Here is a 21,340-nt window from a genome sequence, read left to right on the forward strand (position 1 = left end):
GCCACGCGCGCCTCCCGTGCGCGGCCCCATCCCCGAGACCACGGAGAACCCCACGATGAAGGACGACTGGCGGTACGGTCAGCCTCCCGGAGGCGACCCCTACGGACCGCCCGGCTTCGACCCCTACAACGCCGGGACCGGAGGCTACGGTCCCCCGCCCGGCGGCTACGGCGACCCGGGCTTCGCGGCCCCGGGCGGCTACCCCGGGCAGCCCTACGCGGAACGGCCCAGCGAGGGCGGCATCATCGGCGCCCTGGTCATGGCCATCATCCTGATGGTGACCTGCTGCGGCGCCTTCTCCGTCGTGGGGGTCATCTTCGCGGCCCTCGCCCTCGGGGAGAAGCACGACCCGGAGAAGGCGGCGAGGTACAAGCGCTACGCCTGGATCTCCAACTGGATCAACCTCGGCATCGTCCTCCTGATCGCCCTGATCTACGTCGTCGCCATCGCGTTCGCGATCGCCTCGGAGGCCTGACCCCCCGCCACCAGCGGAAATCCCACCCCGGCCGCCAAGAGGCCGCTCGGTCCGGGCATGATCGGAGGGCGGGGCGCGTTACACATGGCGCCCGCCCGCCGCCCTCCACCACCCTCGTGAGAAGGTCCGTGTGTCCTGCCTGATCGTCCAGTCCGACAAGACCCTCCTCCTCGAGGTCGACCACGAGTCCGCCGAGGAGTGCCGCCGTTCCATCGCCCCCTTCGCCGAACTCGAACGCGCTCCCGAGCACGTCCACACCTACCGGATCACCCCGCTGGCGCTGTGGAACGCGCGGGCGGCCGGGCACGACGCCGAACAGGTCGTGGACGCGCTGATCCGCTTCTCCCGCTTCCCCGTCCCGCACTCGCTGCTCGTGGACATCGCCGAGACGATGGACCGCTACGGGCGGCTGCGGCTCGTCGGCGACCCCGCGCACGGCCTGGTGCTGGAGTCCTCCGACCGAGCGGTGCTGGAGGAGGTCGTGCGCTCCCGCAAGCTCAAGGGCATGCTCGGCGACCGCCTCGGCGAGGACTCCGTCGCCGTGCACCCGAGCGAGCGCGGCAACCTCAAGCAGGCGCTGCTCAGGATCGGCTGGCCCGCCGAGGACCTGGCCGGGTACGTGGACGGCGAGGCGCACCGGATCGAGCTCGACCAGGACGGCTGGGAGCTGCGCGGCTACCAGAAGGAGGCCGCGGAGAGCTTCCACGCGGGCGGCTCGGGGGTCGTGGTGCTCCCGTGCGGCGCGGGCAAGACCGTGGTCGGGGCCGCGGCGATGTCGCTGACCGGCGCGACCACCCTGATCCTCGTCACGAACACGGTGTCGGTGCACCAGTGGCGGTCGGAGCTGCTCCGGCGCACGTCGCTGACCGAGGACGAGATCGGCGAGTACTCGGGCGCGCGCAAGGAGATCCGCCCGGTCACCATCGCGACCTACCAGGTGATGGCGGCGCGCCGGAAGGGCGTGTACACGCACCTGGAGCTGTTCGACGCGCGCGACTGGGGCCTGGTCGTCTACGACGAGGTGCACCTGCTGCCCGCGCCGATCTTCCGGATGACCGCCGACCTCCAGGCCCGGCGCCGCCTCGGCCTGACCGCCACCCTGGTGCGCGAGGACGGCCGCGAGGGCGACGTGTTCTCCCTCATCGGCCCCAAGCGCTACGACGCCCCGTGGAAGGACATGGAGAACCAGGGGTGGATCGCCCCGGCGGACTGCGTCGAGGTGCGGGTGGACCTGTCGGAGTCCGAACGCCTCGCGTACGCGACCGCCGAACCGGAGGACCGCTACCGGTTCTGCGCGTCGTCGGACTCCAAGACGACGGTGGTGCGGGAGATCGTGCGGCGCCACGCGCAGGAGCAGGTCCTGGTGATCGGGTCCTACATCGACCAGCTGGACGAGTTGGGCGAGTCGCTGGACGCCCCCGTGATCAAGGGCGAGACCCGCAACAAGGAGCGGGAGCGGCTGTTCGACGCCTTCCGTTCTGGCGAGCTGCGCACGCTGGTCGTGTCCAAGGTCGCGAACTTCTCGATCGACCTGCCGGAGGCGGGCGTGGCCGTCCAGGTGTCGGGGTCGTTCGGCTCCCGCCAGGAGGAGGCGCAGCGGCTCGGCCGGGTGCTGCGGCCCAAGTCGGACGGTCGGGCCGCGCGGTTCTACGCCGTGGTGGCCCGGGACACGCTCGACCAGGACTACGCCGCGCACCGGCAGCGGTTCCTCGCCGAGCAGGGCTACGCGTACCGGATCACGGACGCGGGGGACCTGATCGCGGGAGACGAGGTCTGACCCGTCCGGGGGAGCCGGGCCGCCCGGTCACAGCGACGGCAGCCCGCCCATGACGTACGTGCCCACGGCGATCCCCCAGGCGATGAGGGAGTAGGTCAGGGCGCGGGTGCGCAGCAGGCGGTCGCCTCGGACCGAGGGGGCCGTGAACGCGGCGACGAGCAGGGCCAGGCCGAGGAGCGCGGGGACCGCGGACGCCAGCGCGAAGAGCTGGCTCTGGGTCGCGCAGGTCGCGTAGCCCTCGCTGCCGGGATCACCACAGAACACGTCGTCCCCCGATCGATGCGGTCGGTCTGGGCGGTACTCCCTGACCGTACCGTTTCGGAAGGGGGGTGATCGCCGCTGAGGACGACCGTTTCCAGGCGGAGGGCGGCTCCCCACCAGCCACACCGAACCAGATTCTGTTTTTTCGTGACGGACACCACGTTCGCTCTTTACACGAGAGGGCTTCGTGTCCAATCATGAGGGCAGTACGCCCCACGGAGGTCATCCCCATGCCCGACACCCCAGCCACGGCGGCGGCCACAGGCGAGCACCGGTCCGGTTTCCACTCCCTCCGCAGCGGAGGCCTGAACTGGGACTCCCTCCCACTCCGACTGTTCACCAAGGGCAACGCCCGGTTCTGGAACCCGGCCGACATCGACCTGAGCCAGGACGCCGAGGACTGGAAGCGGCTCGACGACGCGGCGCGCACGCGGACCCTGCGCCTGTGCGCGTTCTTCGTGGCGGGCGAGGAGGCGGTCACCGAGGACCTCCAGCCGTTCATCCGCGCGATGGCGGCGGAGGGTCGGCTCGGCGACGAGATGTACCTGACCCAGTTCGCCTTCGAGGAGGCCAAGCACGTCCAGGCGTTCCGGCTGTGGCTGGACGCGCTGGGGGTCTACGACGACCTGCACGAGTACGTCGACGCCAACCCGGGGTACCGCACCCTGTTCTACGAGGAGCTGCCCGGATCCCTGGACGCGCTGCTGCACGACCCCAGCCCGCGCAACCAGGTGCGGGCGTCGGTGACCTACAACCACGTCATCGAGGGGTCGCTCGCGCTGACCGGCTACTACGCGTGGAACCACGTGTGCACCGTGCGGGACATCTTCCCCGGCATGCGGGAGATCGTGCGGCGGATCGGGGACGACGAGCGCCGCCACATGGCGTGGGGCACCTTCACCTGCCGCAGACACGTCGCCGCCGACGACGCCAACTGGGAGGCGGTCCGCGAGCGCCTGGACGAACTCCTGCCGCACGTGATGACCACGGTCAAGCGCGGGGACACCCCCTCCGACGACCCGGCCGACCAGCGCTACGAGCTGCCGTCGGGCGAGCTGGTCCGGTACGCGGGCGACCGGGCGCTGCGCCGCCTGGGCGCGATCGAGTCCGCGCGCGGCGTCCCGGTGGCCCAGATCGACGTCGACGCCTCCCCGGAGCAGCTGGAGGAGCGGTTCGGCGAGGAGGACCGGGAGACCATGCGGCGGGCCGGCCGGGAGGCCTGACCGCGCGGCGGCGGGCGGACCGCGTCGAGGAGGCCCGTCAGACCGCCCCCTCGACGTGCCACAACTCGCGCCGCCCGCGCTCGGCCTCCAGGGCGATCCGGCCGAACGGCTCACTCCGCCAGTCGCCGTCCCCGGTGAGGTGGTTGGCGTAGAGCACCTCGCCGAGCCGCGAGAGCACGAACAGCGAGTCCACGAGCCGGTGCGTCTCCAGGAACTCGACCGTGTTCGGCACCCCCAGGTAGAACCGTTCGTGGTCCTGCGGGGTGATCCACCGGCCGAACCCCTGGTCGCGGCGGGCGCGCGCGTGGCGGTCGACGATCCCGAACGCGCTGTTGCTGCTGTGCGTGGCCACGAACGCGACCTCCACGCGGTACCCGGCCGAACGGAACCCCTCCACCCAGGCGGCGGCCCAGTCCGCGCGCCCGAGCGGGTGGCTGCACACGACGTCCGCCCGGCCCTCGCGCACGTGCTCCATCGCGAGCTGGTGCAGGCCGCCGACCTGCCGCCCCAGGGTCCGTGACGCGACGCGGTCGTCCGCGCTCATCGCCCACTCGTAGTCCGGCGCCAGGCGCAGCAGATCGTCCCCGTCGTAGCTGACCGTCCCCTCGGGCAGCACCGGCAGGAGCAGGCGCTGGAGCGTCGACTTGCCCGAGCCCGGCTGGCCGCCGAGGAGGAGCACCCGGGGCCGTTCCCGGGGCCGGCCGGTGAGGCGGGAGCGCAACGCCAGGTCGAACAGGGCCTCCAGCTCGTCCCAGTCCAGGTCCCGCCCCGGGTCCTCGGCGGTGGCGCCCTCGGGCGCCCGGACGGGCTCGCGGCGCAGGTCGGTGACGGTCGCCGGGAGTTCGGCGTTGACCCGGTCGAGCTGGTCGGGGGTGAGGAACGGCAGCCGGGCCTCCGCGTCGAGCAGGACCCCGGCACGCGCCGTGTCGCCCCGGGACAGGCACGCGCCGATCGCCGCGCAGTAGAGGTTGTAGGCGCGCTCCCTGGCCTCGCGCTGGGCGTCGGTCTGCGGCGGGACACCGCCGCTGGAGGTCTCCGTCAGGAGTGGCGGCACGCCACCCGCCTCCTCGGCCGCTCTCCCGTTCCCGCCGCCCAACGTGGTCATGTCCCCTGCCCTTTCCCTCGGTCCGACCGCCGGAGCCGGTCGGTCGCCGCGGATGGGGATGCTAGTCCCTCGCGCCCGCCCGTGCGGGGGGTTTCCCGGAGATGGGGTGGCCTAGAGTGGCCAGCATGACAGCGAGTCCGACCACCCCCGCGGGGGTACCCGCCGTGATCGACGCCCTGGCCTGGGTCCACGTCCGCGACGGCCGCCTCCTGTGCGTCCGTTCGCAGGAGAAGGATCTGCTCTACGTTCCCGGTGGAAAGCGTGATCCGGGCGAGAGCGACGAGGCCGCCGTGACGCGGGAGGCCCGTGAGGAGGTCAGCGTCGAGCTGCGCCCGGGGACCTTCCGCCGGGTGGCGGTGATCGACGAGGTCGCGCACGCGCAGGCCCCCGGGACCCGGGTGCGGCTGACCTGCTACACGGCGGAACACGACGGGGACATCGCGGCGGACAACGAGATCTCCGACCTGGAGTGGATCGGGTTCGCCGAGCGCGATCGCTGCGCCCCGGCCGTACGCAGGCTCGTCGAACTCCTGCACGCGGAGGGCGCCGTCCGTTAGGGCGTGCATGGCGGACACGTGCCCTGCTCCACGTCGCCCCAGCACAGCTCTCGCCGCGTTCTCGTCAGTCGAAAACACACCCAGGCTTACTCCTTCTCCGGCCTTGCGACAGCCGCACCGGGTGCGCCCGCCCGTCACCGACGACCGCGGCGTGGGAGGCCCTCGGGGTCGATCGGGTCGGGCTCGCGCCGCCGCCACCGGCCCGTGCGGAGCGCCAGCAGCATCGCGGTCGGCACACCGAACACGAACGGGGCGAGGAACGCCGTCGCCGTGAGCGCGTCGACCCCCTGGATCTCCACGTCACCGCTGCTCAGCAAGGTCTGGGCGACCGTCTGGAACACCAGGTGGAAGCCCACGCACGCCCACACGTTCCCGGTGACCACGCGGACGCAGCCCAGCACGATCCCCATGACGAGGAACAGCGGCAGCCGCCCCGCGAGCACGCCCCACCCCTCGGACAGCACCCACAGCGTGGTGCCGAACAGGGCGAACAGCCCGGCCTGCGCCAGGACCGCGAGCCAGGCGGGCATGGCCGTGTTGAGGTTCCGGAACAGGTAGCCGCGGAAGATCAGCTCCTCCGGCACCGCCTCGAACACCAAGACCAGCACCGCGAGCAGCGCGACCCCGGGCACCAGGTCGGTCCAGGGCACGGCGGCCCCGATCGACGACCACCCCATCGCGAGGCACATGGCGATCGCCGCTCCGCCGGGCAGTCCCCAGGCCGCCGCCCCGACCAGGAACGGCCGCCAGCCCTCGCGGGCACCGGTCAGTCCGAGCCCGCCCCACGGCCGCCGGTCGAGGTAGCGGCGTGCGGCCCACACCATGGGCACGGCCAGGACGAAGACGACCGACGCGTTGACCACGTGGTTGACCGTGGTCAGCTCCTCCCCCGGGAACAGGATGTCGTCCAGCCACGCCATCACCTGCCAGATCAGCTGGGCGGCCGCCACGACCACCGCGATCCGGACGAGCAGGTGCGGCCGCTCCGGTCGTACGCTCACCGTCGAACGTTCGTGAATTCCGTTCATACGGAACACGATCCCGCGCCGGAGTCCCCTCCGGTATCCGGAAATCACCCTGGATCGCCCCTGAGACCGGCCCTGGCGGCCCCGACCCCGGGACCCGCGTGGGCCCGGTGACGGGCACCGGAAAATCAGTGGCCGCGGCGTCGGACCCTGGCTAGTGTCCGAAGACGTGCGCCACCTTCCCGAACCTCCGGGGGTCCCCGACCACCGGTCCGCCCGCCGCTTCCTGCTCTGGCTCGCCCGCCGCCAGTGGCGCTCCCTCACGTGGGCGTCGCTGACCACGGGCGCCTTCACCGCCTGCACCGTGCTCAGCGCGGCGGCGCTCGGCGCGGCGATCGACTCCGGCCTCACCGACGGGGACGCCGGGGCGCTCCTGTTCTGGGTCGGGATCCTCACCGTCCTCGTCCTGGCCTCCGTCGGCCTCCTCCACCTGCTCCACCGCGCCCAGGCGTTCAACTGGTACGCGTCGAGCTACCGGACCGTGCAGTCGGTGACCGACCGCTCCGTCCACCTGGGACCCACGCTCACCCGGCGGCTGCCCTCCGGCGAGGTGGTCGCGGTCGGCACGGACGACATCGACCAGATCGGCGACTTCTATGAGATGAGCGCCATGGTGCCGGGATCGGTGGTCTCCATCGCGGTGGCCAGCGCCCTGATGCTCACCTCGCACGTGACCTTCGGGGTCGTCGTGCTGGTGGCGGTGCCGCTGATCATGCTCTCGACGTTGCCGCTGCTGAACGCGCTCTCCGACCGCCAGGAGCGCCAGCGCGACCGCCAGGCCGAGCTGACCACGATCGCCAGCGACCTGGTGGCGGGTCTGAGGGTCCTGCGCGGTGTGGGCGGGGAACGCACCGTCGGCCGCCGCTACCGGGACGAGTCCCAGCGGGTCCGCGCGGCCGGGGTGCGGGTCGGGTGGGCCGACGCGGCCCTGCAGGCCGTGCGCGAACTCCTGCCCGGACTGCTGCTGGTGGGGATCGTCTGGTACGGGGCGCGGCTCGCGCTCGCGGGTGAGCTCACCGTCGGCGAGCTGGTCGCCTTCTACGGCTACACCACCACCCTGGGCGGGGCCGTGCGCTATCTGACCGTGACGGCGACCGCCTACGTCTCGGCCCGGGTCTCCGCCGACCGGGTGGTCGGCGTCCTGTCCCTGGACCACGACCACCCCGACCCCGCGCACCCGGCCCGGGCCCCGGAGGCGCCGTGCGACCTGCGCGACCCGGTCAGCGGGGTGACGGTCACGGCGGAGCGGGCGATCGGGGTCGTGTGCGCCGACCCCTCCGACGCGACGGTGATCGCCGAGCGCCTCGGCCGCTACCGCGAGGACGAGGACGCCGAACTGGTCGAGCGCGCCACCGGTCGTGCGGTGCGGCTGCGGGACCTGCCGCGCCGCACGGTGCGGGAACGGGTGCTCGTGGCGACCAACGACGCCCATCTGCTCTCCGGCAGGCTGCGGGACGAGCTGTCGCCCGACGGCGGCCTGTCCGACGAGCGGCTGGCGCGGGTGATCGACGCGGCGCACGCCGACGACGTCGTGCGGCAGTCGTCGCGGGGGCTGGACACCGTGGTCACCGAGCGCGGACGCGAGTACTCCGGCGGCCAGCAGCAACGGCTGCGGCTCGCCCGGGCGCTGGCGCTCGACCCGGAGATCCTCGTCCTGGTGGAACCCGCCTCCGCGGTGGACGCCCACTCCGAGGCCGCCATCGCGGAGCGGCTCGCCGCGGAGCGCGGGGGCCGGACGACCGCCCTGTTCACCACCAGCCCCCTGCTGCTCGCCCACACCGACCACGTGCTCTTCGTCCAGGAGGGCCGGGTGAGCGCCCAGGGAACGCACGCGGAGCTGCTCGCCGACGTCCCGGACTACGCCGCCACCGTCCTGCGCGCGATGGCCACCGAGGAGATCCCATGACCCGGACAGCCGAACACTCCAGGCCGCACCTGCCCGAGCTCACGGAGTGGCAGCCGGTCGACGGCCTCCCGGTCGCCCCGCCCGCCATGGTGTGGCGGCGGCTGCGGCGCGCGGGCCGCGAGCACGGATGGACGCTCACCGGCGTCGTCGGCCTGTACGGGGTCGCCGCGCTGAGCGCGCTGGTCGCCCCGTGGGCGCTCGGTCGCATCATCGACACCGTGCGGGCCGACGGCTCGCTGGGGAGCGTCGACCTGTTGGCGCTGGCGATCGTCGGCGCGCTCCTGGTCAACGCGGCGTTCGTCCTGGTGTCGGTGGCGCTGTCGATCCGCTTCGGCGAGGGGGTGCTGGCGGAGCTGCGCGAGGAGTTCGTGCACGACGTCCTGCGCCTGCCGCTGGGAACCGTGGAGCGCGCCGGGACGGGCGACCTGGTGGCGCGCACCGGACGTGACATCGGCCACCTGAGCCACACCGTGCGCAACTCGATCCCGATCATGGTGGTCAGCGCGGTGACGGTGGTGGTCGTGGTCGTCGCGATCGGCGTGGTGCACCCGCTGCTGCTGCTCGCCCTGGCGCCCTCGGTCCTGGTGCTGTGGGTGTCCACCCGCTGGTACGTCCGGCGGGCGCCGGACGGGTACGTGCGCGAGCTGGCGACCTACTCCGACCTGACACAGGGCGTGACGGACACCGTCGAGGGGGCGCGCACGATCGAGGCCCTCGGGCGGCAAGCGCGCCAGATCGCGCTCAACGACCAACGGGTGCACCGGGCCTACCTGGCCGAGCGGTACACGCTGTGGCTGCGGACCGTGTGGTACCCGCCGCTGGAGTTCTCCTACCAGTTCCCCACCGCGATGACACTGCTGGTCGCGGGGGTGCTGCACATGAACGGCGACATCAGCGTGGGCGCGATCGCGACGGCGGTGTTCCTCAGCGCGCAGCTGTCGGGACCGATGGAGCGGCTGATCGACGAGATCGACAGCGTGATGATGGGGTTCACCAGCCTCCGGCGGCTGCTCGGCGTCGGACTGGCCGAGGACGAGCGGACCGCGCCGGGGGCCGCCGACCCCGCCGCGCCCGGCACCGTGGAGGTGCGCGACGCGCGGTTCGCGTACACCGACACCGAGGTGCTGCACGGCGTGGACCTGGTGGTGCGCCCGGGCGAACGGCTGGCCATGGTCGGGCCGAGCGGGGCGGGCAAGTCGACGCTCGGGAAGCTGATCGCGGGCATCCATCCGCCGACCTCGGGCGCCGTCCGCGTGGGCGGCGCGGAGCTGTCGGGGCTGCCGCCGGAGGACCGGCGGCGCCGGGCGATCCTGCTGAGCCAGGAGAGCCACGTGTTCCGGGGGACGGTCGCGGAGAACCTGTCGCTGGCGCTGGACGAGGAGGAGGCCGACGAGGACGCGCTGTGGAAGGCCCTGGCCGCCGTGGACGCCGACACCTGGGTCCGCGCGCTGCCGGACGGGCTGGCCACGCGGGTCGGCTCCGGGCAGCGCACACTCGATCCCGCCCACGTGCAGCAGCTGGCGCTGGCCCGCCTGGTGCTGGCCGACCCGGAGGTGCTGGTGCTCGACGAGGCGACGTCGCTCATCGACCCGCGCTCCGCCCGCCACCTGGAACGCTCACTGGGCGGCGTGCTCGCGGGCCGCACGGTGGTGGCGATCGCGCACCGCCTGCACACGGCGCACGACGCCGACCGGATCGCGGTGGTCGAGGACGGCCGGATCAGCGAACTGGGCACGCACGACGAGCTGCTCGCGCGCGACGGCGCCTACGCGAGGCTGTGGCGCGCCTGGCACGGGGACTGAGCCCGGCTCCGAGGGGTGGGGCTCAGCACCGGTCCAGCCGATTCACCACTTGTCGGGGCCGGGGAACCTGGAGGTGTCCAACTCCAGGTTGAAGGGCATCGGAAGGCTGATCTTGTCCCCGAACTCCACGGTGGTGGCACGGTTGTAGCGTCCGTTGCCGGGGCGCTCGTAGAGAGTGACCGAGGGGCCCTCCCCGGCGAAGGCATCGATGAGCAGGTACAGCGGAACCGGGGCGTACGCGTAGCCCCAGAGCTTCTTGTCGCGATCGGTGCTCATGCTGCTCCTGGACACGATCTCCACCACGAGCGACGCCTCTTCGGCCGGGCTCGGAGACTGGGACGGGTCGAGGACGACATCCTCGGGCATGACGATCACATCCGGCACGTAGAGCCGTTCGACGGCCGAGACCTGCACACCCAGAGTCTGGAAGACGTGCCACTCGTCTGGAACCGAGCGAACCAACACCCGGTGGACCAGCGACGCGATGATGTTGTGGGGGTCAGACGGAGGGGGCACCAGAACGACTCCGTTGTCATTAAGGATCTCAGCCCGCCAGCCGTCGGGCACGTCAAGCTCCTGCCAGGTGCGCAGCAGGTAGTCCCATCTCGACGGCCCCTCCTGGACAGGGGGTTCAGTCACGGCAAGACTCATTTCGCGTTGCACCTCCGGACAGGAACACTAACGCTCCGTGTCCGTGTCCACCCGACACTTCGCAGAATAGCTTCCGAGATTTTCCTGGAACAGTGCCCACGCCACCGATCACCCTCGGAAACAGCGAAACCGGGCGGCCCCGAAGGGCCACCCGGTCGTCGCGGGCGAGGTCGCGTACCGGACCTCGGACTCCAGGCGGAACCTAGAAGTCCATGCCGCCCATGCCACCGGTCGGGTCGCCGGCGGGAGCCGCGGCCTTCTCCGGCTTCTCAGCGATGACGGCCTCGGTGGTCAGGAACAGACCAGCGATGGAGGCGGCGTTCTGGAGAGCGGAACGCGTGACCTTGGTCGGGTCGATGACGCCCTCCTTGAACAGGTCGGCGTACTCGCCGGTGGCGGCGTTGAGGCCGAAACCGGGCTCCAGGTTCTTGACCTTGTCCGCCACGACGCCGCCCTCGAGGCCGGCGTTGACCGCGATCTGCTTCAGCGGCGCGGCGATGGCGCGGCGGACGATGTCGGCGCCGATGGCCTCGTCGCCGTCCAGGTCGAGCTTCTCGAAGGCCGGGACGCTGGCCTGGAGCAGGGCGACACCGCCGCCGGGCAGGATGCCCTCCTCGACCGCGGCCTTGGCGTTGCGGACGGCGTCCTCGATGCGGTGCTTGCGCTCCTTGAGCTCCACCTCGGTGGCGGCGCCGGCCTTGATGACGGCCACGCCGCCGGCCAGGCGGGCGAGACGCTCCTGGAGCTTCTCGCGGTCGTAGTCGGAGTCGGTCCGCTCGATCTCGTTGCGGATCTCGTTGACGCGACCGGCGATCGCGGTGGCGTCACCGGCGCCGTCCACGATGGTGGTCTCGTCCTTGGTGACGACGACCTTGCGGGCGCGGCCGAGCATGTCGAGCTCGGTGTTCTCCAGCTTGAGGCCGACCTCCTCGGTGATGACCTGGCCGCCGGTCAGCACGGCGATGTCGCCGAGCTGGGCCTTGCGGCGGTCACCGAAGCCCGGGGCCTTGACGGCGACGGACTTGAAGGTGCCGCGGATCTTGTTGACGACCAGGGTCTGGAGAGCACCCTGCTCGACGTCCTCGGCGATGACCATCAGCGGACGGCCGGCCTGGAGGACCTTCTCCACGACGGGAAGGAACTCGTTGTTGTTCGAGATCTTGGAGTTGACGATGAGGATGTAGGGGTCCTCGAGGACCGTCTCCATGCGCTCGAGGTCGGTGGCGAAGTAGGGCGAGATGTAGCCCTTGTCGAAGCGCATGCCCTCGGCGAGCTCCAGCTCGAGCCCGAAGGTCTGCCCCTCCTCGACGGTGATGACGCCTTCCTTGCCGACCTTGTCCATCGCCTCGGCGATGGTCTCGCCGATCTGGGTGTCGCCGGCGGAGATCGAGGCGGTGGAGGCGATCTGCTCCTTGGTCTCGACGTCCTTGGAGAGCTTGCCGAGCTCCTCGTTGATGCGGGCCACGGCGGCCTCGATGCCGCGCTTGAGACCGATCGGGTTGGCCCCGGCGGCGACGTTGCGCAGACCCTCGGAGACGAGCGCCTGGGCGAGCACGGTGGCGGTGGTGGTGCCGTCACCGGCGACGTCGTCGGTCTTCTTGGCGACCTCCTTGACCAGCTCGGCCCCGATCTTCTCCCACGGGTCCTCGAGCTCGATCTCCTTGGCGATGGAGACGCCGTCGTTGGTGATCGTGGGGGCGCCCCACTTCTTCTCCAGGACGACGTTGCGGCCCTTGGGGCCGAGCGTGACCTTGACGGCGTCAGCGAGCTGGTTCATGCCACGCTCGAGGCCGCGACGGGCCTCCTCGTCGAACGCGATCAGTTTGGCTGCCATTGAGTTCTTGTCCTCCCGTGACCGGGCTGGTACGCGATGGGACGAGGCGTGCGCCCGCGACGGACGACCGCGGCCGCACCGGCAACCCCTCTGCCGGCCGCCGCGATCTCGCAGCCTCGATCCTGGTTAGCACTCAGGAAAGGCGAGTGCTAACCAGGTCCCTTTTTAGCACTCGCCCCTGGAGAGTGCAAACGATGTGGTCACGATTTCCACAGCCCTCTCACCAGGGTTTACCTGGGACGATCCGGAACGACGTGCGGATTTCGCGCTGGGTGGACACGGTCGGGCCACCCGGTCCAGGTCAGCGGGCCGACCGGTGCACGGAGCGGGCGCCGACGGCGAGCGCCACGACCGCCAGGCCGAGCGCGACGACCCACCCCACGCCCACCGCCGAACCCCATTCCCCGGCGAACAGGGCGCGCTCGGCGTCCACCACGTAGGCGATCGGGTTCAGCCGCGACAGCGCGTACAGCCACCCCGGCGCCAGATCCATCGGCAGCAGCACCCCGGACAACAGCATCAGCGGCATCAGAGCGCCCTGGACCACCGGCGCGAAGACATAGGTCTGCCTGGCCGCCAGAGCCGCCAGGTACGACAGCGTGGACAGCCCGACCCCGAGCACCGCGAGCAGTGCCAGGCCCACGACGGCGTCCAGGGGCGCGACCCGGAACCCGAACACGACCACCAGCGCCAGGACGAGCAGCGTCTGCGCGACCACCATGGCCACGTCCGCGAGCACCCGTCCGAGCAGCAGCGACACCCGGCTCGCCGGGGAGGCCAGCAGCCGCTCGTGCGCGCCCGACGCCATCTCGGGCAGGAGACCGAAGCCCGCGAACCCGCCCGCGAACAACGCGAGCATGACCAGGAGCCCCGGCACGAACCACTGCCAGGAGCCCTCGCCCGTGGGACCGCCGAGCCCGTCCAGCAGGGGCGAGAACAGCGCCAGATAGAGCACCGGCTGCAGCATCCCGAACAGGATCAGCGCGGGTCGCCGCAGCACCAGCCGCCCCTGCCGCTGGAAGACGATCCAGGTGTCGCGCGCCATCGTTCCCCTCACCTTGGTCTCCGACGGAGGTTCCGTCCTCGTCGGCGCGGTCATCGCTCTCCCTCTCTCAGGCTGCGTCCGGTCAGGGTCAGGAAGACGTCGTCCAACGTCGGTCGGCTCACGCTCACGGTGAGCGGCGTGACGCCCGCCTCGTCGAGCGAGCGGAGCAGCCCCGGAAGGGCGGAGTCGCCGCGCTCCACCCGGACGCGGACCTCGTGGTCGCGGCCCGCCCCCTCGACGACCTCCGCCGTCCCGGCCGACGGCAGCGGTTCCACGGCCTTGGCCCCCAGTCGCGCGGAGTCCGCGTCCTCGGTGGTGAACGTGACCAGGTCGCCGGAGACCCGGCCCTTGAGCTCGTCGGCGGCGCCGTCGGCGATGACCCGGCCGTGGTCGATGACCAGGACCCGCTCGGCCACGCCGTCCGCCTCCTCCAGGTAGTGGGTGGTCACCACGACGGTGGTGCCGAACTCCTCGCGCAGGCGGGTCACGTGGCCCCACAGGTTGGCGCGGCTCTGCGGGTCGAGCCCGGTGGACGGTTCGTCGAGGAACAGCAGTCCGGGGCGGTGGATGAGGCCCATGGCGATGTCGAGGCGTCGGCGCTGACCGCCGGAGAGCGCGCCGACCACGCGGTCGGCCGCTTCGCCGAGTTCCAGCAGATCGAGCAGTTCGCCGCAGCGGTGGCGGGCGGTCCGCCGGTCGAGCCCGTACAACAGGCCCTGGGTGTACAGCTCGTCGCGGGTGAGCTGGTCGTCCCCGGCGCCGTGCCCCTGGCCGACGAACCCGATCCGGCGCCGCACCTCGGCGGGCTCGGCGCGTACGTCGCGTCCGGCCACCTCGGCGGTGCCCGAGGTGGGTGCGAGCAACGTGGTGAGCATGCGCAGGGTCGTGCTCTTCCCGGCTCCGTTGGGCCCCAGGAACGCGACCAGTTCTCCCTGGTCGACGTCGATGTCGACGCCCCGGACGGCCTCGACCGTCCGTTTGCCGACCCGGAAGTGCCGGGTCAGCTCCCGTGTGTGGATCATCCTCGCTCCAGTATTAAAACTTGAATGTGAGGACGAGTGTGCCCGATCGATCGGCAGTATTCAAGTTTTAATACGTCTCGCCGGATCTCCCGCCGCACGGTGGAACCGACCACCGCCCCGGACGCGTCAGAGGACCGACGGCGCCCGCCTCCCGCGCCGCACCGACACGGATCGGCCGCCGCATGAACAAACTCCCCATCCTCGACCCGACCCTCCCCGAGGCGATCCACCGCGCCGTGCGTGAGAAGCCCGACTCCCTCATCGCCACGGAGCCCGGAACCGCGCCCGTCGGACGGGGCCACCGGTTCGGGCGGGCGGTGCGCGGTGTGGCCGTGCTGGTGCTCTCGATCGCCCTCATGATCACCGTCCAGTACCTGTACGGCAGGTGGTGGTCGATGGCCGCCGGGTGCGCCAGCCTGTTCCTCTACCTGCCGCCGCGGCCGGAGGAGGACCGGCTGCGGAACGCGCTGAGAACGGGCGCCTCCACCATCCTCCCGTGGTGGATCTGGGCCATCCCGATGTCCTCCTTCGGTGCCTGGTTCCCTTTCGGCATCCTCCACCTCGTCACCTTCAACAGCTTCGTCGGCGGCGCACCCAAGCAGGAGGTGCGCGTTCCCCGCGACCGCTTCGTCCTGCCCAGCGAGATCGCCCGCGCCGACCGTGACCGGCTGCGGCGGATGCGGGAGGTCATCGGCACTGTGGAGAGGGCCCAGACCGTGCTGACGCCCGGCTTCGACGGGCGGGACGCGCTGCTGGTGCTCCGGGAGGAGGAGTGGCGACTGGCCGAATCGATGCGGCGTATCGCACCGCTCGCGCGGGAGATCAACGACCTGGACGGGAGGGCCGCGTCCCACCGCGTGCGCGAGGCCATGCGCCCCCAGATCGCGGTGCTCGACGAGGTGCGTGCCGCCCACGCGGCGGCCGTCGACCGCGCCGAGTCCTACATCGGCCCGGTCAAGCGGGCGTTGACCGCCCACGAGGAATGGGAGCAGTGCCAACGGCTGGCCGCGAGCGGCGGCGCCTTCGCCGACGTCCTCGCCGAGACCCGCGGACGCGACCACGGGTCACTCGCCGGAGCCCCCGACCTGGAGTCCGACACCGCGCTCCAGGCCGCCCGGCTCACCCTGACCCGGCGCACGGACGAGGCGGCCGAGGCCAACGCGTGGCTGCTGAACGCCGTCAGGGGAGGGAACCGGTAGGCGGGCCCGGGGGTCAGTCGCCGGTGGGCGGCAGGCCGAAGGCGCCGGCGTCGTCGTCGGCCATCGTGTAGCGTCCCTCGCCCAGGGAGTCGATGAGTCGACGGGTCCAGCCGGTCTCGGCATCGATCGTCGACCGCCAGAGGCCGAACAGCTCGGCCAGGTGCGGCGGCCTGTCATGGCCCTCACCCGACGCCGAACGCACCTCGGAGCCGACCTCCTCCAGCCCGGCCAGGCGCCGTTCCAGCATCGCGATCGCCTCGGCCCGCGGCAAGGCGGTCATCAGGGTGACCCCGGCGCAGAGCAACGCGTGGTCGTGGCCGGAGTGGCTCAACGCCGCGCACAGCAGCCGGTGGAACTCGGCCTCGCCGTCGTCGGTCAGCGCGTAGGAGGTGCGGTCGACCACGTCGTCGCCGTCGGCCACGAACTCCCGCAGCTTCCCCTCCTGGCTCAGCTTGCGCAGCGCGTGGTAGATCGAGCCCCACTTGACGTTGGCCCACTCCCCGGCGTTCCAGGAGAGCAGTTCCCGCCCCACCCGGTACCCGTGTGCCTGCCCGTGCATCCGCACCACGCCCAGGACCAACAGCCGCGTCGCCGACATCTCCACCCTCGTCCGTCTCGGTGCCCCCAGCCTACGAGCGGCGTCGACGGGGGCCGACCGGCCCCGGACACGACGAACGGGGCGGCACCGTCCTCCCGGGGGGTGGAGGACGGGACCGCCCCGTTCGGGGCCGCGGTTCCGCGGCGGCGGCTCAGCAGCCTCCGGCGACCGCCGGAATGATCGAGACCTGGGCGCCGTCGGCCACCTCCGTCTGGAGGCCCTTCTCGAACCGCACGTCCTCGTCGCCCACGTACACGTTGACGAAGCGGCGGACCTTGCCCGCGTCGTCGAGGATCCGGGCCCGGATGCCCGGGTAGTTGGCCTCCAGGTCGTCGATGACCTCGGCGAGGGTCGCGCCCTCGGCGGTCACCTCGGAGGCGTCGTCGGTGTAGGTGCGCAGGATGGTGGGCACGCGGACGCTGGCGCTCATGTCGTGTCTCTTCCTTCGTCGGGTGGGGTGCGGGGCCCGGGACGCGTCACCGGACCCCGCGAGGTCGTCGGGGTGGCCGCCGCGGCCGTCAGGCCAGGCCCGCCTCGGCGAACGCGGACAGGGACGGCGCGATGGTGGCGGTCACGCCCGCGTCCACGGCGCCCAGGGTCTTGAGACCGTCGCCGGTGTTGAGCACGACCGTCTCGGCCTTCGGGTCGAGCTTGCCCTCGCGCACGAGCTTGCGCAGGACGCCGGTGGTGACGCCGCCCGCGGTCTCGGCGAAGATGCCCTCGGTTCGGGCGAGGAGGTTGATCGAGTCGACCACCTCGGCGTCGCTCACGTGCTCCACGGAGCCGCCGGTGCGCTTGGCGATGTCCAGGACGTAGGGCCCGTCGGCCGGGTTGCCGATGGCCAGCGACTTGGCGATGGTGTCGGGCTTGACCGGCTGGATGACGTCGTGGCCCGCCTCCCACGCCCTGGCGACCGGGGAGCACCCGGTGGCCTGGGCACCGAAGACCTTGTACGGGCGGTCCTGGACCAGGCCGAGCTTGATCAGCTCCTGGAAACCCTTGTCGATCTTGGTGAGCTGGGAGCCGGAGGCGATCGGGATGACGATCTGCTCGGGCAGCCGCCAGCCGAGCTGCTCGGCGATCTCGTAGGCCAGCGTCTTGGAGCCCTCGCCGTAGTAGGGGCGCAGGTTGACGTTGACGAAGCCCCAGCCCTCACCGGCCGGGTCGCCGATGAGCTCGGAGCAGAAGCGGTTGACGTCGTCGTAGTTGCCGTCGATGGCCACGACCTTGCCGCCGTAGACGGCGGCCATGACCACCTTGCCCTCCTCCAGGCCCGCGGGGATGAACACGCAGGACTCGAACCCGGCGCGGGCGGCGGCCGCGCCCACGGCGCCGGCGAGGTTGCCGGTGGAGGAGCAGGACAGGGTGGTGAACCCGAAGGTGCGGGCGGCCTCGACGGCGATGGCGACCACGCGGTCCTTGAAGGAGTGGGTGGGGTTGCCGGAGTCGTCCTTGATGTGGAGGGAGTCGAGGCCGAGCTCGGCGGCGAGGCGGTCGGCGCGGACCAGCGGGGTCAGGCCGGGGTTCATGTTGGGGAGTTCGGCGACGTTGGTCGGCACCGGCAGGAGGGAGCGGTAGCGCCAGATGTTGTTCGGGCCGCTCTCGATGTCGGCGCGGGTGACGGTCCCGAAGTCGTAGGCGACCTCAAGGGGGCCGAAGCAGAACTCGCAGGCGAAGCGGGGGGTGAGGTCGTAGCGCTCGCCGCACTCGCGACAGGACAGCGCGGTCGCGGGGCCGAAGGAGCGGACGGAGGTGGGTTCGGTGGCGGCAATCGCCATGGCGAGGCGTCTCCCCTCATCTTTCCTGGTGGCCACCTTGACCCCAGGCCGGAGTTGGCACCTGTCCCAGCCGCCTCGCGAGGAGCGCGAGTATCGCATGCTGAGATGGTTGCCGGGGCTTCGTAGGGCCGGTCCCTCCACCCCTCTGGATGAGCAATATGAAATTGTGCGCCGACCCTGTCGGATCCGCACGGTCACTGTAACGGACACGTCGGCCGGCTTTCCACATCGGGTGACCCGGAACACACGAACCCGCTCGTATGGTGAGACGGCCCAGGTCGGCGATCCCGGCCCGGAGCCGCCGCGTTCGGCCGGTGTGACGTACGCATGCGTTGGCCCGGCACGGGTTTGGGCCCCCCGTCCACGGGCGAGACATGAGGGAACACCCCGCCCCGCACCCACACCCCGCTCACGGGCGGCAGATCCGATCCGCTCCACCGAGAGGACGAGTACGTGGACAAGGCACAGATCCTCATCGCCTCCAACAGGGGACCGGTGTCCTTCTCGACCGCCGACGACGGCTCCCTGGAGTACCGCAGGGGCGGCGGCGGACTCGTGTCGGGGATGATCTCGGTGGCCTCGGAGATCGACGGTCTCTGGGTGTGCGCCGCCCTGTCCCCCGCCGACCGGCGCGCCGCCGCCGAGGCCCCCGGGGCCCGCCTGGACCGGTCCCACGACCTGGACGGCATGCGGGTCCACATGCTGGACATCCCGGAGGACACCTTCGCGGGCGCCTACACCGGGATCGCCAACTCGACGCTGTGGTTCACGCAGCACATGCTGTACGACACCCCCGACAAGCCCTCCTTCGGCTCCGGTTTCCACCGGCGCTGGGCGGACTACGTCGCCTACAACAACGCGTTCGCCGAGGCCCTGGTGGCCGGAGCCGCCGACAACGCGCGCGTGGCCGTGCAGGACTACCACCTGGCGCTGGTGCCCCGCATCCTGCGCGCCCGCCGCCCCGACCTGCGGATCGCGCACTTCTCGCACACGCCCTGGGCGCCGCCGGAGTACTTCCGGATGCTGCCCGACCAGGTCGCCCGCGACCTGCTGGAGGGCATGCTCGGCGCCGACCACCTGGGCTTCCTCAGCCCACGCTGGGCCGACGCCTTCCTGCGGTGCTGCGCGGAGATCCTGCGCGCCGACGTGGACCTGACCAAGCGCACGGTCGAGCACGGCGGCCGGGTGGTCGACATGGGCGTGCACGCGCTGGGCGCGGACGAGGAGGGACTGCGCGAGAGCGCGGCGGATCCCAGGGTCGCGGCACGGCGGGAGACCCTGGAGGAGGTCGTCGGCGACACGCGGCTCATCGTGCGGGTGGACCGCACGGAGCTGTCCAAGAACATCGTGCGCGGGCTGGAGGCGTACCGCGAACTGCTCACCGCGCACCCGGAGTGGCGCGGGCGGGTCACCCACCTGGCGTTCGCCTACCCGAGCCGGGGCGACGTGCCCGAGTACCGGGAGTACACCGACGCGGTCCTGCGCGTGGCCAAGGAGATCAACGAGGAGTTCGGCACGGCCGAGTGGGCGCCGCTGGTGCTGGAGGTCAACGACGACTACCCGCGTTCGCTGGCGTCCTTCCAGATGGCCGACGTGCTGCTGGTCAACCCGATCCGCGACGGCATGAACCTGGTCGCCAAGGAGGGTCCGGTGCTGTCGGAGCGCGACTCGGTGCTGGTGCTGTCCCGTGAGGCGGGGGCCGCCGACGAACTGGGCGAGCACGCGCTGACGGTCAACCCGTACGACACGGTGGAGACGGCGGAGGCGCTGCACCGGGCGCTGACGATGGGGCCGGACGAGCGCCGGAGGCGGCGTGAGCGGCTGCGGGAGGCGGCCGTGGCGCTGCCGCCGCGCCGGTGGTTCCAGGAGCAGCTGCGCGCGCTGGGCTGAGGGGCGCGGCCGGGGTCGGGGTCAGGGCCCGCCGGGACGTGTCCGCGCTGGGGCGCGCCCGCCGTCGTGGGATGGCGGGGAGCGCCCCGGTCGCGGTGTCGCCGTCGGAGGTCGGTGGGTTCGGAGGGGCCGCGGAGCGTGTCGGGCCCTGCGGGTTGGAGGGCCGGACGGGTTGGAGGGCTCAGGGTGCGTCGGGTTCGGCGTGCTCGCCCCCTCCGCCCTGGTCGGGACCCGGCGCACCGGCCGCGGCGAGGATCTCCTCGATGACCTCGGACTTGGCCTCCGCGTAGTCCTGGATACGGTCCCAGGTCCGCTGGGCCAGTTCGCGCTTGTGCGCCTCGTAGCGCGCGCGGGCGTCGGCGTCGGCGACGAGGTGGTCGCGGAACCGGCGCATCCGCTCGATCTCGACGCAGCCCTCGGTGAGGACGTGCAGGTTGAGGTTGACGTTGGGGCCCTTGAGGACCCGGTGTTCGTACCAGTGGGGTTCGCGGATGACGAGGCTGTACCCCGCCGCCTCCAGGTCGGGGAGGTAGGCGGATTCGTCCGCGGAGTCGGCGACGACGAGCAGGAGGTCGACACAGGGCTTGGCGGCCAGCCCCGGAACGGCGGTGGAGCCGACGTGTTCGAAGAGCAGGACGCGGTCGCCGAGCGCCGCGCCGACCCGCTCGGACTCACGCCTGAACAGGTAGGGCCACTTGGGATCGTACGGGGACAGGTGCACACGTCCGTTGACGAGGTTGCGGTGCTCGGGACGGATCCCGGCCACCGATTCACCTCGCGAGGGCAACGGTGACGCTTCGAGGGGTGACATTCCACAAAGCCTTGTCGCCTCGGGTGCCCACGTCAAGACGACCGCGTGTGCTTACATATGCACGCACATGGAAGCCCACCCACCGTGTTCGAACTGGAACGATGGGCGATCACGCGGAGGTCGGTGGGGCCGTGCTCCGGTCTCGGGCGGGTACGGAGACCACGGTGACCGGCGGTTCGGGGAGGTCGTCGGGTCGGGCGGGGTGTGGATGGGTGTGTGCGGGCAGCACGAAGCGGTCGGGGGTTCGTGACCCCCTGTATCGAGTAGAACGCGCGGGGGCGAGGTCGCGCCAGGCCCAGTCGTCGGGTTGTGGACGACATGGGTCCGCGCGGCTGAAGGTGCCGCGACCGGCGTGGGGGAACCGCGCGCGCTCCCCTCGGC

General features: G+C 71.8%; 19 protein-coding genes and 1 riboswitch. Of the genes, 8 read left to right on the forward strand and 11 right to left on the reverse strand.

Translation table 11 applies throughout. The annotated features are described in order from the left end of the window. Positions 1 to 55 precede the first annotated feature (55 nt). Both AB0I72_RS02660 and AB0I72_RS02665 read left to right on the forward strand, forming a co-directional pair. Entirely contained in the window at positions 56 to 475 is a 420-nt protein-coding gene (locus AB0I72_RS02660) for a hypothetical protein (protein WP_358562083.1), read from the forward strand. A 130-nt stretch (positions 476 to 605) separates the two neighbouring features. Further along, complete coding sequence (locus tag AB0I72_RS02665; protein ID WP_358562086.1) at positions 606 to 2,252, forward strand: DNA repair helicase XPB; 1,647 nt, start codon at positions 606 to 608, stop codon at positions 2,250 to 2,252. A gap of 27 nt (positions 2,253 to 2,279) precedes the next feature. Here AB0I72_RS02665 and AB0I72_RS02670 read toward each other — a convergent pair whose 3' ends face one another. Further along, positions 2,280 to 2,516 carry a hypothetical protein gene (locus AB0I72_RS02670; protein ID WP_358562089.1) on the reverse strand — a complete coding sequence of 79 codons (237 nt, stop codon included), beginning with the start codon at positions 2,514 to 2,516 and terminating at the stop codon, positions 2,280 to 2,282. Between the two features lie 227 nt (positions 2,517 to 2,743). Here AB0I72_RS02670 and AB0I72_RS02675 point away from each other — a divergent pair, with 227 nt between their 5' ends. Then, positions 2,744 to 3,736 (forward strand): R2-like ligand-binding oxidase, encoded by a 993-nt coding sequence (locus AB0I72_RS02675; protein WP_358562092.1) that lies wholly within the window; start codon positions 2,744 to 2,746, stop codon positions 3,734 to 3,736. Between the two features lie 37 nt (positions 3,737 to 3,773). On the opposite strand, the gene AB0I72_RS02680 is transcribed toward AB0I72_RS02675, so the two are convergent. After that, entirely contained in the window at positions 3,774 to 4,841 is a 1,068-nt protein-coding gene (locus AB0I72_RS02680) for a zeta toxin family protein (protein WP_358562095.1), read from the reverse strand. A 125-nt stretch (positions 4,842 to 4,966) separates the two neighbouring features. Between AB0I72_RS02680 and AB0I72_RS02685 the strand changes: the two genes are divergently transcribed. Further along, entirely contained in the window at positions 4,967 to 5,398 is a 432-nt protein-coding gene (locus tag AB0I72_RS02685) for an NUDIX domain-containing protein (RefSeq protein ID WP_358562098.1), read from the forward strand. A 134-nt stretch (positions 5,399 to 5,532) separates the two neighbouring features. Here the strand turns inward: AB0I72_RS02685 and AB0I72_RS02690 are convergent, their stop codons facing one another. Next, a complete protein-coding gene (locus tag AB0I72_RS02690) occupies positions 5,533 to 6,399 on the reverse strand; it encodes a CPBP family intramembrane glutamic endopeptidase (RefSeq protein ID WP_358562101.1) in 867 nt (288 codons plus the stop codon). A 193-nt stretch (positions 6,400 to 6,592) separates the two neighbouring features. On the opposite strand from AB0I72_RS02690, the gene AB0I72_RS02695 reads away from it, so the two are divergent. Further along, a complete protein-coding gene (locus tag AB0I72_RS02695) occupies positions 6,593 to 8,329 on the forward strand; it encodes an ABC transporter ATP-binding protein (RefSeq protein ID WP_358562104.1) in 1,737 nt (578 codons plus the stop codon). Continuing rightward, complete coding sequence (locus AB0I72_RS02700; RefSeq protein ID WP_358562108.1) at positions 8,326 to 10,131, forward strand: ABC transporter ATP-binding protein; 1,806 nt, start codon at positions 8,326 to 8,328, stop codon at positions 10,129 to 10,131. The genes AB0I72_RS02695 and AB0I72_RS02700 overlap by 4 nt, the downstream gene beginning before the upstream one ends. 42 nt (positions 10,132 to 10,173) lie before the next feature. On the opposite strand, the gene AB0I72_RS02705 is transcribed toward AB0I72_RS02700, so the two are convergent. The 4 genes from AB0I72_RS02705 to AB0I72_RS02720 all read right to left on the reverse strand — a co-directional run bounded on the left by AB0I72_RS02705 (position 10,174) and on the right by AB0I72_RS02720 (position 14,683). Next, on the reverse strand, positions 10,174 to 10,770 hold the full coding sequence (locus AB0I72_RS02705) for a Uma2 family endonuclease (RefSeq protein ID WP_358562111.1): 597 nt from the start codon (positions 10,768 to 10,770) through the stop codon (positions 10,174 to 10,176). Positions 10,771 to 10,984: 214 nt separating this feature from the next. Further along, positions 10,985 to 12,616: a chaperonin GroEL gene (gene groL, locus AB0I72_RS02710; protein WP_358562114.1), complete on the reverse strand. Its 1,632-nt coding sequence runs from the start codon at positions 12,614 to 12,616 to the stop codon at positions 10,985 to 10,987. Between the two features lie 301 nt (positions 12,617 to 12,917). Further along, positions 12,918 to 13,661: an ABC transporter permease gene (locus AB0I72_RS02715; protein WP_358562117.1), complete on the reverse strand. Its 744-nt coding sequence runs from the start codon at positions 13,659 to 13,661 to the stop codon at positions 12,918 to 12,920. A 50-nt stretch (positions 13,662 to 13,711) separates the two neighbouring features. Then, on the reverse strand, positions 13,712 to 14,683 hold the full coding sequence (locus AB0I72_RS02720) for an ATP-binding cassette domain-containing protein (protein WP_358562120.1): 972 nt from the start codon (positions 14,681 to 14,683) through the stop codon (positions 13,712 to 13,714). Between the two features lie 182 nt (positions 14,684 to 14,865). On the opposite strand from AB0I72_RS02720, the gene AB0I72_RS02725 reads away from it, so the two are divergent. Beyond that, the gene (locus AB0I72_RS02725; protein WP_358562123.1) at positions 14,866 to 15,882 is read left to right on the forward strand and encodes a hypothetical protein; all 1,017 of its coding nucleotides are present in this window, start codon (positions 14,866 to 14,868) and stop codon (positions 15,880 to 15,882) included. A 13-nt stretch (positions 15,883 to 15,895) separates the two neighbouring features. Here AB0I72_RS02725 and AB0I72_RS02730 read toward each other — a convergent pair whose 3' ends face one another. From AB0I72_RS02730 to thrC, 3 genes are all read right to left on the reverse strand, one after another. Then, a complete protein-coding gene (locus AB0I72_RS02730) occupies positions 15,896 to 16,480 on the reverse strand; it encodes a PadR family transcriptional regulator (RefSeq protein WP_358562126.1) in 585 nt (194 codons plus the stop codon). A 151-nt stretch (positions 16,481 to 16,631) separates the two neighbouring features. Next, positions 16,632 to 16,910, reverse strand: coding sequence for a ubiquitin-like small modifier protein 1 (locus tag AB0I72_RS02735; RefSeq protein ID WP_017599311.1), 279 nt, complete (start codon positions 16,908 to 16,910; stop codon positions 16,632 to 16,634). 88 nt (positions 16,911 to 16,998) lie between these two features. Continuing rightward, a complete protein-coding gene (gene thrC / locus AB0I72_RS02740) occupies positions 16,999 to 18,258 on the reverse strand; it encodes a threonine synthase (RefSeq protein ID WP_358562130.1) in 1,260 nt (419 codons plus the stop codon). Positions 18,259 to 18,271: 13 nt separating this feature from the next. Next, a riboswitch (SAM riboswitch) is annotated at positions 18,272 to 18,414 on the reverse strand. Positions 18,415 to 18,711: 297 nt separating this feature from the next. Here thrC and AB0I72_RS02745 point away from each other — a divergent pair. Beyond that, the gene (locus AB0I72_RS02745) at positions 18,712 to 20,148 is read left to right on the forward strand and encodes a trehalose-6-phosphate synthase (RefSeq protein WP_358562133.1); all 1,437 of its coding nucleotides are present in this window, start codon (positions 18,712 to 18,714) and stop codon (positions 20,146 to 20,148) included. A 181-nt stretch (positions 20,149 to 20,329) separates the two neighbouring features. Here AB0I72_RS02745 and AB0I72_RS02750 read toward each other — a convergent pair whose 3' ends face one another. Beyond that, complete coding sequence (locus tag AB0I72_RS02750) at positions 20,330 to 20,959, reverse strand: GrpB family protein (protein ID WP_358562136.1); 630 nt, start codon at positions 20,957 to 20,959, stop codon at positions 20,330 to 20,332. Between the last annotated feature and the right edge of the window lie 381 nt (positions 20,960 to 21,340).

Source organism: Nocardiopsis sp. NPDC049922 (genome assembly GCF_040660275.1).
Taxonomy (GTDB): Bacteria; Actinomycetota; Actinomycetes; order Streptosporangiales; family Streptosporangiaceae; genus Nocardiopsis.